Genomic DNA, 18,741 nt, shown 5'->3' with positions numbered 1-18,741 from the left:
GCGTTTCGCCTGTATCCGATGTCCCCACGCCGAAGCGACGAGATCCCGTTAGCCAGCCAACTCCGCCGCCTCGATGCTGTGCTCACCCCGTGCCGGTGCCAGCGCAGCTGACACCATCGCCGCGGCAATCCGTTCGGCCGGATTGATGCGAAAACGACGTGGCAGGAGCGGGCCGAGCGCGCCAAGGACGACGCTGCCGATGTGCTCGCCGGTGCGGCGCTCTTCGCGTTCGCCGCCGATCAGGCCGGGGCGTACGAAGGTGAGCGAGGGGAAACCGATCTGGCGCAGATCGCGCTCCAGTTCGCCCTTGACGCGGCTGTAGAAGATGCGCGACTGCGCGTTGGCGCCGGCCGCCGAGTTCAGCACGAACACCGAGGTACCTTGTGCGCAGGCGGCGCGCGCGATGGCAAGCGGGTAATCGTGGTCGATACGATAGAACGCATCGCGCGAGCCGGCCTGTTTCATCGTGCTCCCCAACGCACAGATGGCCGCTTCCATGCGCGGTGCCGTCCAGTGCTCGAGCCGTTCGAAGTCGATCACCTGATTGCGCAACTTGGGATGGATCTGCGCCAGCGGCCGCCGCGTCATCGCGACCACGCCGGTGCACCGCGTATCGCCCAGCAATTGCTGCAGCACGTGCCTGCCGACCAGGCCGGTCGCCCCTGCCAACAAGACATCCATCAGGCCATCCTCGCCATCAGCGCGCGCCTTCGGAGACGATCCGCGCACTGCTGACGATGCGATCGCGCTCCACTGCCAATAGCGTCAGCGAATGCGCCGGGGCCTTCCATTCGCTGCCACCGGCCACCACACGGCCGCCGTGGCGCGCGGTGTCCACCAGCACGCGCCAATGTTCGTCATGCATGGCCGGCAGCGTAAACGACACCGCGGTAGAGGCGGCATTGATCAGCATCAGCAAGGTCACGTTGGCGGCAATCTCGCGCAGGCCGGTGGTCGGCGAGCGGCCATCCAGACGCAGCATCAACGCGCGCGCTTCCGGGTCGTGCCAGGCGGCTTCATCCATCTCGGTGCCGTTGGGCGCCAGCCAGGTCAGATCCTTCAGGCCCAGCGCTTCGTCGAACTTGCCGTCGAAGAAACGCGCGCGATGCAACAGCGGATAGCGCTGCCGAATACGAATCAATCGGCGCACGAATGCGGCCTGGTCGGCGGCGGCAGCCTTGGTGGCAGCGGTCCAGTCGATCCAGGTCAACTCGTTATCCTGGCAATACGCGTTGTTGTTGCCGTTCTGGCTGTGGCCGAACTCATCGCCGGCCAGCAGCATCGGCGTGCCCTGCGACAACAGCAAGGTGGCGAGCAGGTTGCGCATCTGCTGGCGACGCAGCTGCTTGATCGCCGGGTCGTTGGTCTCGCCTTCCACGCCATAGTTAGAAGAGATGTTGTGGTCGCTGCCGTCCCTGCCGTCTTCGCCATTGGCGAGGTTGTGCTTGGTTTCGTAGCTGACCAGATCGCGCAGGGTGAAGCCGTCATGCGCGGTGACGAAATTGACCGATGCGGTGGGGCGGCGGCCGCTGTGATTGAACAGGTCCGCAGAGCCGGTGAGGCGCGTGGCCAACTCGGCCAGCTGGCCGCTGTCGCCGCGCCAGAACGCGCGCACGTTGTCGCGGAACTTGTCGTTCCATTCCACCCAGCCGGGCGGGAAATTGCCCACCTGATAACCGCCGGGGCCGATATCCCACGGCTCGGCGATCAGCTTGGTCTGGCTGAGCACCGGATCCTGGCGCACCGCATCCAGGAAACTGCCGGACGGATCGAAGCCATAGCGTTCGCGGCCCAGGATGCTGGCCAGATCGAAACGGAAGCCGTCCACGTGCATCTCCTGCACCCAGTAACGCAGCGAATCCATCACCATGCGCAGCGCGCCGACATTGGTGAGGTCGAAGGTGTTACCGGTGCCGGTGTCGTTGATGTAGAAGCGGCGATCGTCGGCCAGGCGATAATAGCTGGCGTTGTCGATGCCCTTGAACGAGAGCGTGGGCCCGAGCTCGTTGCCTTCGGCAGTGTGGTTGTAGACCACGTCCAGCAGCACTTCCAGGCCGGCGTGATGCAGGCGCGCCACCATCTGCTTGAACTCGGCCACCGTGCGCGTGGACATGTAACGCGCCTGCGGGGCAAAAAAGCCCAGCGTGTTGTAGCCCCAGTAATTGCGCAGGCCTTTTTCCAGCAGATATTGATCGTCCACGAACGCATGCACCGGCAGCAATTCCACGGCGGTGACGCCGAGCGAACTGATGTGGTCGATCAATTCGTCGGTCTTCAGCGCCGAAAAGGTGCCGCGCTCTTCCGGCGGCACCGCCGGATGCAGCATGCTCAGCCCGCGCACGTGCGCTTCGTAGATCACCGTGCGGTTCCAGGGCGTCTGCGGCGGGCGGTCCTGGCCCCAGGTGAAGGCCGGGTCGATCACGGCGGATTTGGGCATGAACGCGGCGCTGTCGCGGCGGTCGAAGCTCAGGTCCTTGTCGCGATGGCCGATGATGTAGCCGAACAGGTGCGGCGCCCATTTGAGTTCGCCAACGATCTGCTTGGCGTACGGGTCCAGCAGCAATTTGTTGTGGTTGAAGCGGTGCCCGGCATCGGGCGCATATGGCCCGTGCACGCGGTAGCCATACAACTGGCCGGGCCGTGCGTCGGGCAGATAACCGTGCCAGACCTCGTCGGTGTATTCGGGGAGCGCAATGCGCTCCTGTTCGCGGCCACGTTCGTCGAACAGACACAGCTCCACCCGGGTGGCATTGCGCGAATACAGCGCGAAGTTGACGCCCAACCCATCCCAGGTGGCACCGAGCGGGTTGGGACGGCCTTCGCGAATGCGCGAGCGCTGGGTGAACTTGCGAGTGGCCATCGGTGACTCCTTAGAACGGTGAACGCAAACGGTGCGCGATTTTGCACTGGCGGCGCAGTCCGCAGCACACGGGCCGGCGCGCAGCAGGCCGGCCCATGCACGCTGCCAGACGCGCCGTTACTGGCGTGCAGCGATCGGGGTGGCCGCGTATTCGGCGGCCTGTTCGGCGGCGCGCTCCTCGGCCTCCACCAACCGCTCGGCCATGGCCCAATGGCGGTCCGCGTGCCCGTCCGGGCGGCCCTCCGCCTCCCAAATCTCCCGTGCCAACTGGGCAAGCCGCGCCTGCCGTTCCATGTCATTCATTGCGTACGTTTCTCTCAGGGGTCAATTTTCTTGGGACAACAACACTGCCACCGGCGCACGTGCAAACAGCGTGGATAGCGCCACGCGGCCGCGCTGCGACTGCAGCGTGCTGCCATCGAGCACATTACGGTATGTGCCCTCGCCCAATGCCAACGACGCCTGACCCCAGGTGGCAGGCGCCACCAGCAACGGCAGATCGCCATCGCCTTCGACGCCGGCGCCCAGCCGCGTGACGGCCACCACCAGCGACTGACCGCGATACTGGCGACGGAATGCCAGCGCCTGTGCATCGCCGCCGACCGCCACGTTCAAGGGTTGGTAGTCGCCCTTCGCAAATAGCGCTGGAAATTCGCGGCGCAACTGCAGCAACAGCGCCGTCAGGCGCGCCTTGACCGCGCCATCGCGCCAGCTGCGCAGCAACCCGGAGAAGTCGCGCGCCTGCTGCAGCCACTGCTGGCGCTGGACGTAATCCACCGGACGGCGGTTGTCCGGATCCACCAGCGACAGATCCCAGCCTTCGGTCCCCTGGTACAGGTCGGGCACGCCGGGCACGGTCAGGCGCAAGGTGGTTTGCACCAGGCTGTTGCGCGCGCCGGCGGCGGCGATGTAGTTGCTTGCGCGCAGCAGCGCGCGCCGCAGCGGCAGCCCGGCGCGGCTGCACAGCACCTGCTCCACGGTGGCCTGCACGGCGTGCTCATAGGCCGGCGAGCCGTCGGTCCAGCTGGTGTGCAGCTTGGCTTCGCGCACCGCCTTGAGCAGCCATTGCGCGATGCGCTCGGCGTAGCCGGCAAGCGGCTCGGTCTGGTCGGCGCCCAGGCCGATCGGCCAGGCCGCCACCAGGGTCTGCCACAGCATCTGCTGGTCGCCCCCGGACAGGGCCGGCGATTCCAGCGCGTCGACCAGCGCATCGAACTGGGCGCTCTGCTCGATCCACCAGCGCGGTTGCTCGGACAGTACCGCCAGCCGCATGCGCAGGTCTTCGCCACGCTTGTGGTCGTGGGTGGCGGTAGCCAGCAACGCGCGCGGGTAATGCTTGGCGCGCTCGAGATTCTGCGCGTGGAACTCGGCCGCTTCGTTGGCGAAATGGGTCGGGTGGCTGCCGACCTCGTTGCGCGACAGCAGCACGCCGTGCCGGTAGAACGCGGTGTCCTCCACCGACTTGGCATTGAGCGGTGCGGACAGCTGCTCCACGCGACGGCGCAGGATGCGCCGCAAGGCGATCTGCGCACGGTCTGCGCCGGCATCGTCGAGCAACCACCGCTCGATCGCATCCACGGCCGCCACGATCGATTCCGGCATCCCCTCGCGCGCCTTTACGGCGGTAGCGCGCAAACGCTCCGCTTCGCTGCCGGTGATGCCCTTGGCGCCGGCATAGGTGCGATACACCGGGAACCAGCGCAGCAGCACGCACAAGCCGCGCGCCAGCATCTGCGGGCTGAACTCGCGCGTGGGCGGATCCAGCCGCGCCAACGCCGACAACGCCCCCACGGCGCGATTGAATTCGCTCTGCAGCGGGCCACGCAGGATTTCGTCGCGGGCGGTGCGTTCTTCCTGCGCGAAATCGCCGCTGCGCCCGCTCACCTTCTGCCAGGCACGCGCCAATGGCCGGAAGCCGGCCGCATCGTGCAGCACGCCGCCCACCTGGTCCATGAAGTCGTAACCGGTGGTGCCATCGCACGGCCAGTCGGCTGGCAGGTGCTCGCCCGGTGCGAGGATCTTTTCCAGGTACAGGCCCAGCGTGCCGGGCTTGAGCCCACGCGTGCGGCCGGCCGCATCCAGCCGGCTGCGCAGCTTGCGCACATAGCCGGTGGGGTCGGTCAGCCCGTCCACGTGGTCGATGCGCAAGCCGTCCAGATGGCCTTCGGCCACCAGCCGCAGCGGCAACGCGTGCACCGCGTCGAACACCGCCGGCAATTCCACCCGCAAGGCCACCAGCGAGGTGATATCGAAGAAGCGGCGGTAGTTGAGCATGTCGTTGCCCACGCGCCACCAGTTCAGGCGATACGGCTGGCGTTCGATCAACTTGTGCAGGCGGCCGTCGCCGCGTTTGGCGCCGTCGTTGTAGTCGCGCAGCCATTGCGCACGTGCGGCTTTCTCGGGGATGTCCAGCGTCTGCGGACGAATCGGGTAACGCTGGTCATAATGCGCCAACGCCGCGCTGCCGTCGTCTTCGATCACCAGCGTGATCAGGCCTTCGGCCAGCGCTGTCGCATAGGGGCGGTCCAGGACTGCCAGCCACAGCTTGCCGTCGCGCCCGGGCGCGCGCCAGTCGATGTCGAACCAGTCGGCGTGCCTGGCACTGCGGCCATTGCGCAGCACATCCCACCACCACGCATTCTGCGCATGCGTGGCCATGTGGTTGGGCACGATGTCGGCGATCAGACCCATGCCGTGTTCGCGCGCGGCCTGCGAGAGCGCCACCAGGGCGTCTTCGCCGCCGAGTTCGGGATTGACCACGGTGGGGTCGATATTGTCGTAGCCGTGCGTGGAGCCCGGCACGGCCGTGCCGATCGGCGACAGGTACAGGTGACTGATACCCAGGCCTGCGTAGTACGGCACCTGCGCGAGCGCATCGTGCAGGGTGAAGCCGGCATGCAGCTGCAGGCGGGCGGTAGCGCGAAGATCGATCATGGATGCGGTTCCGAAACGGCCGCGACGCGACGCGCCTCGGCAAAGCCGTGCAGCGCCGAACTCAGGCGCGCATGCGGCAAGGGATCGGGCAGGCGTCGACGCCAGTTGGGATGCACTTCGACGGTGCCCGGCAGGTTGGGTTGTTCGTCCAGGGCCAGCGCGTCTTCCACCGGCAACAAGGCCAGCGGCGAGACACTGGTGGCGGTGAAGCGCAATGCGCCCAGCAGCGGGTCGCGCGCACTGCTCAGGCCGGCAAGTTCGACAGCGGCATCCAGCCGTGCCACGTCCTTGTTGCGCGCGGCCGCATCGTCGCTGGCCTGCGCGGGCTGGATCAGTTCCAGCTTGCGCCGCCAGTCGATATCGCGGCCGGTGCGCCAGCCGGTGAGCGTGGGCAGATCGTGCGTGGTAGTGGTGGCGATCGCATCCGGCCGCCACAGCGCCGGCGAGACGAATGCGCCGTCGTCGTTGCGCGTGAACATCAACACATCGATGCCCATCACTCCACGCTGCGAGAGTTCTTCGCGGATGCCCGGCGGCACCACGCCCAGGTCCTCGCCGATGACGATCGCCCGGTGCCGCCACGATTCCAGCGCCAGCAGGTTGAGCAGATCGTGCAACGGGTAGGCCAGATACGCACCTTCATTGGAACTGGCGCCATCGGGGACCACCCATAGCCGCATCAGGCCCAGGATGTGGTCGATGCGGATGCCGCCGCGGTCGCGCAGCACCGCACGCAGCAGCGCGATATACGGCGCGTAGCCGCTGCGCCGCAGCGCCGTGGGCGAATACGCCCCGATGCCCCAATGCTGGCCATCGGCATTGAAGGCATCCGGCGGCGCGCCCAGCACCAGCCCGCGCAATACGGTGTCGGCCGCCGCTGCGGCTTCGGCGCCGTTGGGGTCGAAGCCCACCGCCAGATCGGCGATCAAACCGATCTTCATGCCGCGCTCGTGCGCCTCGCGCTGCGCATCGGACCAGCTGCGCGCCGCCAGCCATTGCGTGAACACATGCAGCTGCGGATCGTTGTCGCCGAAATCCTGCGCAGCAAAGCGTGCAAAGCCCTCCAGCGCCGCGCCGCCTGCGTTGCGGAAGGCGACCAGATCGGCATGATCGGGCGAAACGCGCGTGTACAACTGGCGCAGCAATTCCCACTTGGCGTGCGCCGAGGCCTGCCAATCGATCAATGCAGCGTTATGCAAGCCATCGAAACGTTCGCGCAGGCCGGGCACCGCGTTGATGGCATCCAGCGCCAGTTCGCCCAGGATGCGCACCGGCGCGGCATGCAAGGGATCGAGAAAGCGCCGATCGCTGGGCGAATACGGGCTGTAGCCGCCGCTCACCGGGCGCGCGGCGTGCACCGGACTCAATGCCAGGGCGTCGGCGCCGGCCAAGGCCGCGTGCCGCAACCATTCCACCGTGCCGGCGGCATCGCCGATACCGCCGTCATCCAGGCTGCGTGCCGAATACACCTGCAGCGCCATGCCCCAGGCACGCGGCGATGGCTGGCCACAGGCATCGGCCACACTGAAGCAACGTGGCGGCGCCACGGCCACCTGCTGGGTAATCGCGCCGATCTGCAGCGTCCAGTAACCGAAACGCTGCGGCGCGCGCAGGCGCCCTTGCGCATCGGCACGCACGTCTTCGCTGGCGCCGCTGTCGTCGCTCCAGCGGCCACTGGCGTGTGCCGCCACGCGCAACGGCAGCGGCTGACCCACCTGCACCGTCAGCAGCGGCGCCGGCTCGTCGACCTGCGCCTGGCAGCGGCGCAGGCTGTCGGCGCGCTGCGCCGCGGTGGCGGCCGGCAGTTCCAGCGCGCTGAGCACCGCATGCACCGATTGCTCGGAGACCTGCCGCGGCTGGTCGCTGGCATCCACCCAATCCACCATCACCCCGGCCGCGGCGGCCAGGGTGTTGAGATCATCCCCGCCCGGATCGCGCGTACTCATGCCTGCGCCTCGTGCCAGGCGATGAAGCCGTCGACCGGTAGTTCCCGCGCATCGGCAGCCACGTTTTCGACATGCGCCACGCGTCCGCGCAGCGGCGGCAACGGCACCGGCTGGGTGCCGACATTGAAGGCGATATGCCACAGCCCGCCCGGCAGCTCCCAGGTGGCGGCCACCGCGCCATCGGCAAGCACGCTGGCACGCACGGCGCGCGCCTGCGCCAGGCCCGGCACCAGCCACTGACGACGCACGTCCAGCAGCGCCGTGAACCAGCTTGCCCACTGCGCGCCGTCGCCATGCGCGGCATCGGCGATCGGCGCACGCGATGCCGCGAACGTGGCATGGCTGTTCGGATCGGGAATGGTGGCGCGCTGGGCCTCATCGGCAAACGCGGCGAAGTGCGCGAACTCCTTGCGGCGGCCTTCGCGCACCGCATCGTCCAACGGTGGGCCGAAGTCGGTGAAGAACAGGAACGGTTGCTTGGCGCCCCACGGTTCGCCCATGAAAAACAGCGGAATCATCGGCGTCAATGCGGTCAGCGCCAACGCCGCGCGCAAGCGTTGCGGCGACACCAGCACGCTCAGCCGCTCGCCGCGGGCGCGGTTGCCGATCTGGTCGTGATTCTGCGCAAACACCACGAATTTGTGCGGCGGCAAGGCGCCACTGGGTTCGCCCCGCACATGCCCGCGCGGGTCCGGCTCGCCCTGATAGGCGAACCCTTCGCCCAGCACGCGCGCCAGGTGCTCGGTCGGCTTGTCGGCGAACGCGGCGTAATAGCCTTCCTCTTCGCCAGTGAGCAGCACATGCAGTGCGTTATGGAAGTCGTCGTCCCACTGCGCGGTATAGCCACGCTGCAGTTGCGAGGCCTGATTGGCCTCGTTTTCCAGCACCAGATGCACATGCCGCCCGGCCGGCAGGCTGGCCTCGACGGTCTCGCGCAAGGTATCCAGGAACGCGTTGGGCGATATCGCATGCACCGCATCCAGGCGCAGGCCGTCGAAACCGTATTCGTGCAGCCACATCAGCGCGTTGTCGAGAAAATACCGCTGCACCGGCGGCTTGCGGAAATCGATCGCCGCGCCCCACGGGGTGGGCTTGTCCTCGTTGAAGAATGGCGCGGCATAGCTGTGCAGGTAATTGCCGTCCGGGCCGAAGTGGTTGTAGACCACATCCAGCAACACCATCAGGCCATGCCCGTGCGCGGCATCGATCAGCGCCTTCAGTTCGTCCGGTGTGCCATACGCCTCCACCGGTGCATACGGCAGCACGCCGTCGTAGCCCCAGTTATGCGCGCCGGGAAACGCGCTCAACGGCATCAGTTCGATGGCGGTGATGCCCATCGCCGCCAGCTGCGGCAGTTGCGCCTGCACACCGGCATAGCCGCCGCAGGTGCCGACATGCACTTCGTAGATCACTGCCTCGTCCCACGGCCGTCCCTGCCACTGGGCGTTTTGCCAGGCATAGCCGTCGGTCGGCTGTACCGCGCTGGGGCCGTGCACGCCTTCGGGCTGCCAGCGCGAGGCCGGGTCCGGGACCGGCTCAGCGCCGTCGACGCTATAGCGGTAACGCGCATTGGCAGCGCAGTCGATGACGGCGCTGAAAAAACCGTCCTGTCCCGCCTGCAGCGCGCGGCGCGCGCCGTCGTCGAAGACCACGTCCACGCTCTTGGCTGCTGGAGCCCAGAGCGCAAAGCGCACCTGTCCCTCACCCGCCGGCCAGGCGCCCCAGGCCGGTGTGATTGCATTGCGCTGGTTCATCGTTATTTCTCCGCTTGCAGATAGATCGTGGCCAGCGGCGGTAGGGTCAGGCGCAGACGTTGCGCATGCCCATGCATGCCCACCGGCTCGGTCGCCAGGCGACCGCTGTTGCCGAGGTTGCTGCCGCCGTAATGGGCACTGTCGGTGTTGAGGATCTCGCGCCAGAGGCCAGCACGCGGCACCCCCACGTGATAGTCGTGATGCGGTTGCGGGGTGAGGTTGCTCACTGCCAGCAACGGTGCGCCGCCGGCAGGATCGTGGCGGACGAACGCCAGCACGCTGTTGCGCGCATCGTCGGCCACGCTCCAGTCGAAGCCGTCGGCGCGATGGCTGCCGCGATACAGCGCCGGCGTGCGGCGCAGTGCGGCGTTGAGATCGCCCACCAGTTGCTGCATGCCACGATGGCGCGCGCCGTCCAGCAGATGCCAGTCCAGCGACTGGTCGTGATTCCAGTCGGCCCATTGGCCGAACTCGGCGCCCATGAACAGCAGTTTGTCGCCCGGGTGCGCCCACATCAGCGCCAGGTAGGCGCGCAGGTTGGCGAAGCGGCGCCAGTCATCGCCCGGCATCTGCCCGAGCAGGCCCCCGGTGCCGTGCACCACTTCATCGTGCGAGAGCGGCAACACGAAGCGTTCGTCGAAGGCGTACACCAGCCCGAAGGTGAGCTGGCTATGGTGCTGCGCACGTTCGGCCGGATCGCGCTGCATGTAGCCCAGCGTGTCGTGCATCCAGCCCATGTTCCATTTGTGGGTGAAGCCCAGGCCGCCATCGCTGATCGCGGCGGTCACGCCCGGCCAGGCGGTGGATTCTTCGGCAATGGTGAGCACGCCGGGGAACTGGGTGGCGATTTCGCGGTTGAGCTGGCGCAGGAACGCGACCGCCTCCAGGTTCTCGCGGCCGCCATGCGCATTGGGCACCCACTCGCCTTCGGCGCGGCCGTAGTCGCGATACAGCATCGAGGCCACCGCATCCACGCGCAGGCCGTCGAGGTGGTAATGCTCGATCCATTCCAGCGCGCTGCCCAGCAGGTAAGCGGTCACTTCCGGCCGACCGTAGTTGTAGATCAGCGTATTCCAGTCGCGATGCATGCCTTCGCGCGGGTCGGCATGCTCGTACAGCGCGGCGCCGTCGAACTGGGCCAGGCCGTGCGCGTCATCGGGAAAGTGCGCGCTGACCCAATCCAGGATCACGCCGATCCCGGCGCGGTGACAGGCATCGACGAACTGCGCAAAGCCGTCCGGGCTGCCATGGCGCGCGGTGGGCGCATACAGGCCCAGCGGCTGATAGCCCCAGGAACCGCCGAACGGGTGTTCGGTGATCGGCAGCAATTCGATATGCGTGAAGCCGAGCTGCTGTACGTAAGGAATCAACTGCTCGGCCAGCGTTGGCCAGTCCAGCGGTTGGTTGTGTCCGTCGCGGCGCCAGGAGGCGGCATGCACCTCGTAGATCGACAGCGGCGCCGGCACGGCGCCGGGGTCGCGGTTGGCCATCCAGGCCGCATCGGTCCAGGCGAATGCGGCGGCGCTGGGCACCACCGAAGCGGTTGCCGGCGGCAATTCGGTTTGCCGGGCCACCGGGTCGGCCTTGAGCAGCACCCGCCCATCGGCTGCGGTGACGGCATATTTGTACCGGGCGCCGGCTTCCACGCGCGGCAGGAAGAGTTCCCAAAAGCCACCGATGCGCTGCCGCATCGGATGCCGCCGCACGTCCCAGCCGTTGAAGTCGCCAACCACCGCCACGCGTTGGGCATGGGGTGCCCACACCGCAAAGCGCACGCCCGGCACATCGCCACAGTGGACATGCTGCGCGCCCAGCGCACGACGCACGGCCTGGCCATCGCCGGCAGCGATCTGCAGCAACAGCGATTCGTCCAACGTGGCCGCGAACGCGTACGGGTCTTCGACCTCCTGCACCCTGTCTGGCCACACGATGCGCAGCCGGTACGGCCCATCGGCCGCCAGGATGCCTTCGAAGACGCCATCGATGGCGCTGGCCTGCATGCGCGCGAGCAGCTTGCCGCGCGGGTCGATCAAGCCCATCGCCTCGGCGCCCGGTGCCAACACGCGCACCTGACGGCGGCCATCGGCCAGCGGTTTCGGTCCAAGCACCGCAAAGGCATCGGCCGGCAAGCCGTTGGCCAGGGCTTGCAGGGTCTGCGACGTTTCCGAGATCCCTTCCGTGGTCATGCCGTCTGCTTCCGTGCGCTGCTCCTGCCCGCCCTGCCGTTCGCTCATGACACCGTCGCGAGCGCGGGCGCGGTTGCGGCGGTGTGTTCGTAGAGCGAGAGGTATTTTTTGCCTGCCACGTCCCAACCGCTGGGACGCAGCATGGCCGCGCGCCGCATCGCAGACAGCAGGCTGGGCAGGCGGAAGGTGCGGAAGGCGCGCTCCAGGCAGCGGCGCAGCGCTTCGACGCTGGCGTGCTGGAACAGGAAGCCGGTCACGCCATCGTCCACGGTGTCGATCAGCCCGCCGGTCGCATGCGCGATCGGCAGGCAGCCGAAGCGCTGCGCATACATCTGGCTCAGGCCGCAGGGCTCGAAGCGCGAGGGCATCAGCAGGAAGTCGGCACCGGCGAACATGCGCCGCGCCAGGCCTTCCTCGAAGCCGATGAAGGCGCCCACCTGACCGGGATAGCGCCTGGTCAGCTCGGCCACCTGCCGTTCGATCTCCGGCTCGCCGCCGCCGATCACCGCGATCTGGCCACCAGCGGCCACGATCTGCGGGGCCACCTCGCAAATCAGGTCCAGGCCTTTCTGATGCACCAGCCGCGACACCACCGCAAACAGCGGGCCGGTGCTCTCGCGCAGCCCGAATGCCTTGCGCACCTGCGCTGCATTGGCCTGCCGGCCCTGCCACTGGTTCACGCTGAAGTGCGAATCCAGGTATTCATCGGTGCGCGGATCCCAGCTGGCGTCGATGCCGTTGACGATGCCGGTGAGCGCGCCCTTGGCAGCGCGACCGGCCAACAGCCGGTCCAGGCCGCAGCCCTGTGCCGGGCCGGTGATCTGCTTGGCGTAGCTGACGCTGACCGTGTTGACGTGGTCGGCATTGACGATGCCGCCGCGCAGGAACGACATCTGCCCATAGAACTCCAGCTCGGCCACTCGCTCGGCAGGGATGCCCAGCGCGGCAGCCATCGAATACGGCACCAGGCCCTGGTAGGCCAGGTTATGGATGGTCAGCAGGCACGGCGTGGTGCCGCCGGACCAGCGCACATAGCCGGCCGCCAGCGCGCAGGGCCAGTCGTTGAGATGCAGCAGGCGCGGTTTCCAGCCCAGGCCGGCGTGGCCGGCCGCAATCTGCGCGGCGGCATGCGACAAGGTGGCAAAGCGGATCGCGTTGTCCTCGAACTCCGAACCGCTGGTGCTCACATAGGGCGAGCCGTCGCGTTCGAACAACTCCTTGGACAGCAGGATATAGATCGGCAGCCCGTCCGATTGCACGATGCGGCCGATGTCGCAGGCCGGCAGCGCGGCATGCGCCAACACGCGGCCCACGATCTCCACCTTGCCCGCACGCTCGAGCACGGCGCGGTAGCCAGGGATCAGCACACGTACGTCGTAGCGGTGGCGCAGCGCGCGCGGCAACGCGGCCGCCACATCGCCCAACCCGCCGGCCTTGATGAAGTCCGCCATTTCCGACACCACGAACAAGGCACCGCGCGTGTCTGCCAACGAGACCGGCAAGCGCTCGTGGTGACGGATGAAGCGGCCACGCGCATCGCGCGGGCGCCCGCTCTTTTTCAGAGTCGGGAGCAGCGTGCTGCGCTCTAAGCGTGCGGTAGTAGCGTGAAGCGGCATCATGGCAACCATCGAAACATCCGTCGTAATGTGGGTGGAGACGGAAAAACGGCGAAGCGAAAACCGCCGTCTGCCGATTCAGCCAGACGACTTGCTACGAGTGAGGAGCGTGGGCAACGCGCGTACTCCACGTCGCCCTTGCAGAGGAATCTACACCCCGACCAAATAAAATATGCGTGAACACGTGCTGACTTTTCTGCGACAGCCCACATTCCTTTACGCGCAGTTGCGCACGCCTCAAGGCATAAGCGCCACATTGCAGTGCGATGACATCCCCGTCTCGGTGCGTTGGCCGTGACATGCACCGAATGCGGGAACTTCCGGCCGCGTTCGCCCTCATCCGGGTAACCGGTTCATCAATGCCTTGTTTCGGGCCTGGCGACCATGCTTCGCGCCCGGCCTGCATGCCGTTGCCGCGCGCTACGGCCCGGCTTGCTCAAGCGCCCCCTCCATGGGCCGATATCGAGCGTTAGCACAAGACCTCTCGAGACCCTGGCGCATGGCAGACCAGCCCGAACACCCAAGCCGCCCCCGTGGCGGGCTGCGCCGCCTGTTGCCCTGGGGCGGCACGGACACCGCGCGCCCTGCCGCTGCCCTGCCGACGGTGATCAATGGCGAGCGCAGCGGTCATGGCCTGGCCGCGCACCAGCTGGTGCCGGCCAAGGCCAAGTCCGGCGCACACGATCCGGCCGCTGCCACTGCATTGCTGATACGGCTGTTCTCACATGCCGCGCATCCCGAAGCGCTGCTGCTCGCGTTCGCTGAAGGCATCGCCAGCCTGCATGGCGAGCTCGGCGACATGGGCGTGCGCCTGAGCGCGGCGTACGCGGCCGGCGATTGGCCCGGCTATGGCCGTGCCTTGCGCCAGCTCATCGACAAATACATCCGCACCATCGATATCGGCGATTCGCTGGCCGAAGGCCGCACGGAAGCCGAGCAGCTGCGCGATCTGCTGCGCCACGCGCTGGGCAATGCCCTGGCCACGCTGTTGCAACGCAGCCCGGAGCTGGCCGAAGAGGCGCAAACGCTGGCATCGGCGCTGCGCCACTGGCGCCCCGGACACGAGCTGATCACGCTGGAACAACGCCTGCGCGAACTCAGCCACCAGATCGGCCTGCGCGCCGAAGATGCCAGCGAACAACAGAACCTGTTACTGGGCCTGTTCGACCTATTGCTGGAGAACGTCGGCGAACTCCTGGACGATCGCAGCTGGTTGCAGGGCCAGATCTCGGTGGTGCGGCAACTGATTTCCGGCCCGCTGGATGTCAGTTCCATCGAACAGGCACGCGGCACCCTGCGCGAGGTGACCTACAAGCAGGGTCTGCTCAAGCAGGGCATCGCCGAGTCCAAGACCGCCATGCGCGAAATGATGGTGTCCTTCGTCGACCGGCTGGACGGCATGGCCACCAGCACCGGGCAATACCACGACCGCGTTGCCGGCTATTCGCAGGCGATCGGCGAGGCGCGCGGCATCCCCGACCTCAACCGGCTGCTGCAGGACCTGCTGCAGGACACCGCCGGCGTACAGGCACAGGCCCTGGCAGCGCGCGACGAACTGCTCGCGGCACGCCGGCAGGTGGAAGATTCCGAACAGCGCATCGCCTTGCTCGAACAGGAGCTCAAGGACGTCGCCGGCCTGGTGCGCGAAGACCAACTGACCGGCGCGCTCAACCGGCGCGGCTTCGAAGAATTGTTCCAGCGTGAAGCCGTGCGCACCCAGCGCAGTGGCCAGCCCCTATGCGTGGCAATGCTGGACCTGGACGACTTCCGCCGCCTCAACGAGACCCACGGCCACGCCGGCGGCGACGCCGCGCTGCGCCACACGGTGGAGGTGGCCAAGGCGGTGCTGCGCACCACCGATGCCATCGCCCGCTTCGGCGGCGAGGAATTCGTGCTGCTGCTGCCGGACTCGACCATCTTCGAAGCCAGCGCGGCAGTGATCCGCCTGCAACGCGCACTGTCGCAGCGCTCGCTGCTGCATGACGACGTGCGCGTGTTCATCAGCTTCAGCGCCGGCGTGGCGCTACGCGGGACCGACGAGACCCAGGACGAGGTCATCCGCCGCGCCGACCGCGCCATGTACGACGCCAAGGCGGCTGGCAAGAACCGGGTGATCAACGCCGATTAGCGGCGATCGTCGGCGAACGCACGGTGCACCCGGGCGATCGCTAAGCGGCGTGTACCGTGCTGGCTGGCCTGGCGCCGCGCCGTGCATCAATGCGCGGGCTTGGCTCCGCGCAGCTTCTGAAACAGCATCACCGCGCCGAGCACGAGCGCGCCGGCGACCACGCCCACCAGCATGTTGCCCAGCGCCTCGACCAGCCAGCCCATGCTGCCGGACGACTCGGCCAGATCCACCACCAGGTGATGCAGCGCCGGGATGTTGTGCACCAGGATGCCGCCGCCGACCAGGAACATCGCCAGCGTGCCGGCCACCGACAGGAACTTCATCAACCACGGCGCCGCCACCAGGATGCCGCGACCCAGGGCCGCCAGCGCGGCGCCCTTCCTGGTCAGGTACAGGCCCAGGTCGTCCAGCTTCACGATCGCGGCGACCACGCCGTAGACGCCGATGGTCATCGCCAGCGCAATGGCCACCAGCACCGCCACCTGCTGCCCGAAGGACACCTCCGAGACCACGCCCAGCGAGAGCACGATGATCTCGGCCGAGAGGATGAAATCGGTGCGGATCGCGCCCTTCACCTTGTCCTTTTCCAGCGCCACCACGTCCACGTTCTGGTCGGCCAGCGCGCGGGTGCGTTCGGCATGCCGCTGTGCTTCTTGCTCATCGTTGTGCAGAAACTTGTGCGCCAGCTTTTCCACGCCCTCGAAGCACAGGTAGGCGCCACCGATCATCATCAGCGGCATCACCAACGGCACGTTGTAGCCGCGCCCGCGCAGCCACGCTTCCAGCGCGCTGATCCCCAACGCCGCCGGCACCAGGATCATCTTGTTGACCAGCGAGCCCTTGGCTACCGCCCACACCACCGGCAATTCGCGGTCGGCCGTGACGCCGGTGACCTGCTGCGCATTGAGCGCCAGATCGTCGCCCAACACGCCTGCGGTCTTCTTGGCCGCAACCTTGGTCAGGATGGAAACGTCGTCCAGCAGTGTGGCGATGTCGTCGAGCAGGGTGAACAGGCTGGCACCGGCCATGCGCAAGGTCCTTCTGGGGTGGTCGCGAATTCTCGCCGATCCCGCACCCGCGTGGGGTGATGAGCGGCCATTGCGCGGTCGTTGCACGCTGTTGGCAGAGCGATGCAGGCACCGCAGCGCCTGCGCTTGCGGCCGTTCGTACTCGCCTTGGGCAGGTTTGCCTGCGGTGTGCGGGAGCGCGCGGATTCACCACGCGACGACCCGTCGCTGGCCACACTCGCCGCCTGCATGACGCCCCGGAGATGGCCTTGAGTCACAACGACCCGCACCGCGCCCCGGCTGCAAGCCCGGCTGATCATGCCGTGATTGGCGGCATGAGCCGGCGCACGCAGATCCTGCGCTTGCTGTTGCGCTACCGCGGCTCGGGCGTGTTCGCTGGCATGAACCTGGACCCGGCGGCCATCAACGAATACGAAGTGCCCGCAGAAGGCACCCCGGACCAGTTCGTCTCCGACCTGGAATCGCTCGGGCCCACCTTCGTCAAACTGGGCCAGATGCTGTCGACCCGGCCGGACATCGTGCCGCCGGAATTTGCCACCGCGCTGGAGCGCATGCAGGAGAACACCAGCTCGGTGCCGGTGGAGCGCATCCGCCAGATCATCGAGGAAGAGCTCGGGGTCTCGGTCAACAAGGCGTTCTCGTTCTTCGACCCGGCCCCGTTGGGCTGCGCCTCGCTGGCGCAGGTGCACCGCGCTGCGCTGCGCGACGGCACGCCGGTGGCGATCAAGGTGCAGAAGCCCGAAGTGGCCGCGCAGGTGCGTTCGGATCTGGACGTGCTCAAGAGCTTCGCCACTGCCGCCGACCGTCTCACCGGCATTGGCCGGCGTGTGCGCTTTGCCGACTGGCTGGGCGAATTCGGCAAGACCCTGCGCGCCGAGCTCAACTACGAAGACGAAGCCGAAACCCTGGCGCGCTTCGGCAAGCACCTCAAGCCGTTCCCCTTGCTGTGGGTGCCGCAACCGGTGTGGGACCTGAGCAGCCGCAAGGTGCTGACCATGCAGCTGGCCGAAGGCGTGCGCGTGGACAAGATCTCCGGTCTTCGCCGCACCGAACAGCCGATGGACGAGCTGGCCGCGGAACTGGTCAAGGGGTATCTGGACCAGATGTTCGTGCATGGCGAAATCCATGCCGACCCGCATCCGGGCAATTTGCGGGTGCTGCAGGACGGGCGTCTGGCCATCTTCGACCTGGGCATGGTGGCGCATGTGCCGCCGCGCCTGCGCGAGCGCCTGCTCAAGTTGCTGTTTGCCGCGGTCGATGGGCGCGGCGAGGAAGTGGCCGAAGAGACCATTGCGCTGAGCACGCGGCTGGAGGATTACGACGAAGAACGCTACCAGCGCGAAACCGGGCAGATGATCGCGCGCTACGCAGCGCACGATGCCACCTCCGAAGGCCGGGTGGTGCTGGATCTGGTGCGCATCGCCACCTCGACCGGCTTGCGGACGCCGCCGGAGTTGAGCCTGCTCGGCAAGACCTTGCTGAATCTGGAAGGCGTGTGCCGCGCGTTGTCGCCCACGCTGGATACCCGCCGCATCGTCGAGCGCCATCTGCAGCACGTGATGCGCGCGCGCCTGAAGAAATCCCTGTCCGCGGCCAACCTGGCCAGCGAGGCGATGGAACTGCAGCACCTGGTGCGCGAAGGACCGCGCCGCATGTCCGAGATCCTGTCGCTGGCTGCGGAAAACCGCCTGCAGATGCGCGTCACCGGGCTGGAAGAATCGCACCTGATGGAAAGCCTGCAGAAGATCGCCAACCGCGTGGCGGCGGGCATCGTCACGGCTGCGCTGATCATGGCGTCGGCGCAGATGATGCGCATCGAAACCGGCTTGAAGTTATGGGGCTACCCGGCTATTGCGATGGTGCTGTTCCTGCTCGGGGTCGTGCTGGGGCTGGGCATCGTGGTCAGTGCGCTGCTGTTCGACCGCCGCGTGCGTGCGCGCGAAGAGCGTGGGCACCGCTAGCCGTTAGGGCTGGTTGCCGCAGGTGGGCGCCTTGGTGCCCTGCGGGCAGGCATTGGGTCTGCGTCAGTCACCAGCCTGCGAACAAGTGCCCCTGACAAGACCGCGCCGCACGCACCCGGCGGGCGCGGCCGGAACCGGCATGTGACGTGTAAGCGACGGTTGCTGCGCGCTGTCCACGTTCAGTGACGACTGCTTCTTATCGTGTCGACAGTCCGTTCAACCGCGCAGGCAGGTGTGAGCGATTGCGCGTCAGGGGTAGCGCCTGTGATCTCCGCATTGCATGCGTGCACGACACGCAGCGAACGGTGCAAGAAAAGCGCCAGTTCCG

General features: G+C 67.4%; 11 protein-coding genes. 2 read left to right on the top strand and 9 right to left on the bottom strand.

Annotated features, from left to right (window positions below):
* Positions 1–48: 48 nt before the first annotated feature.
* The 8 genes from ACDH77_RS02095 to glgA form a co-directional block, all read right to left on the bottom strand.
* Positions 49–681 (bottom strand): NAD(P)H-binding protein, encoded by a 633-nt coding sequence (locus tag ACDH77_RS02095; protein ID WP_029818445.1) that lies wholly within the window; start codon positions 679–681, stop codon positions 49–51.
* Positions 682–697: 16 nt separating this feature from the next.
* A complete protein-coding gene (glgX, locus tag ACDH77_RS02090; RefSeq protein ID WP_008575501.1) occupies positions 698–2,860 on the bottom strand; it encodes a glycogen debranching protein GlgX in 2,163 nt (720 codons plus the stop codon).
* Positions 2,861–2,977: 117 nt separating this feature from the next.
* On the bottom strand, positions 2,978–3,163 hold the full coding sequence (locus tag ACDH77_RS02085; protein ID WP_008575499.1) for a DUF2934 domain-containing protein: 186 nt from the start codon (positions 3,161–3,163) through the stop codon (positions 2,978–2,980).
* A gap of 21 nt (positions 3,164–3,184) precedes the next feature.
* Positions 3,185–5,794, bottom strand: a complete 2,610-nt coding sequence (gene treY / locus ACDH77_RS02080; protein ID WP_071118541.1) for a malto-oligosyltrehalose synthase — start codon at positions 5,792–5,794, stop codon at positions 3,185–3,187.
* Positions 5,791–7,740: a 4-alpha-glucanotransferase gene (locus ACDH77_RS02075; protein ID WP_372353700.1), complete on the bottom strand. Its 1,950-nt coding sequence runs from the start codon at positions 7,738–7,740 to the stop codon at positions 5,791–5,793. Before ACDH77_RS02075 ends, treY begins: the two co-directional genes overlap by 4 nt.
* A complete protein-coding gene (gene treZ / locus ACDH77_RS02070; RefSeq protein ID WP_218489135.1) occupies positions 7,737–9,494 on the bottom strand; it encodes a malto-oligosyltrehalose trehalohydrolase in 1,758 nt (585 codons plus the stop codon). Before treZ ends, ACDH77_RS02075 begins: the two co-directional genes overlap by 4 nt.
* Before the next feature lie 2 nt (positions 9,495–9,496).
* Positions 9,497–11,728, bottom strand: a complete 2,232-nt coding sequence (locus ACDH77_RS02065) for a 1,4-alpha-glucan branching enzyme (protein ID WP_031420814.1) — start codon at positions 11,726–11,728, stop codon at positions 9,497–9,499.
* A complete protein-coding gene (glgA, locus tag ACDH77_RS02060) occupies positions 11,725–13,308 on the bottom strand; it encodes a glycogen synthase GlgA (RefSeq protein ID WP_008575489.1) in 1,584 nt (527 codons plus the stop codon). The genes ACDH77_RS02065 and glgA overlap by 4 nt, the downstream gene beginning before the upstream one ends.
* Positions 13,309–13,795: 487 nt before the next feature.
* Between glgA and ACDH77_RS02055 the strand changes: the two genes are divergently transcribed.
* Positions 13,796–15,424, top strand: a complete 1,629-nt coding sequence (locus ACDH77_RS02055) for a sensor domain-containing diguanylate cyclase (protein ID WP_014089156.1) — start codon at positions 13,796–13,798, stop codon at positions 15,422–15,424.
* An 86-nt stretch (positions 15,425–15,510) separates the two neighbouring features.
* Here the strand turns inward: ACDH77_RS02055 and ACDH77_RS02050 are convergent, their stop codons facing one another.
* Positions 15,511–16,452, bottom strand: coding sequence for a DUF808 domain-containing protein (locus tag ACDH77_RS02050; protein WP_057682285.1), 942 nt, complete (start codon positions 16,450–16,452; stop codon positions 15,511–15,513).
* Positions 16,453–16,511: 59 nt separating this feature from the next.
* Here ACDH77_RS02050 and ACDH77_RS02045 point away from each other — a divergent pair, with 59 nt between their 5' ends.
* Entirely contained in the window at positions 16,512–18,413 is a 1,902-nt protein-coding gene (locus ACDH77_RS02045) for an ABC1 kinase family protein (protein WP_372353699.1), read from the top strand.
* Positions 18,414–18,741 lie beyond the last annotated feature (328 nt).

It is taken from the genome of Xanthomonas axonopodis pv. maculifoliigardeniae (assembly GCF_041519315.1).
Lineage (GTDB): Bacteria > Pseudomonadota > Gammaproteobacteria > Xanthomonadales > Xanthomonadaceae > Xanthomonas > Xanthomonas euvesicatoria.
Note: the sequence above shows the minus strand (reverse complement) of the source record. Positions and strands in the feature narration are given on the sequence as shown.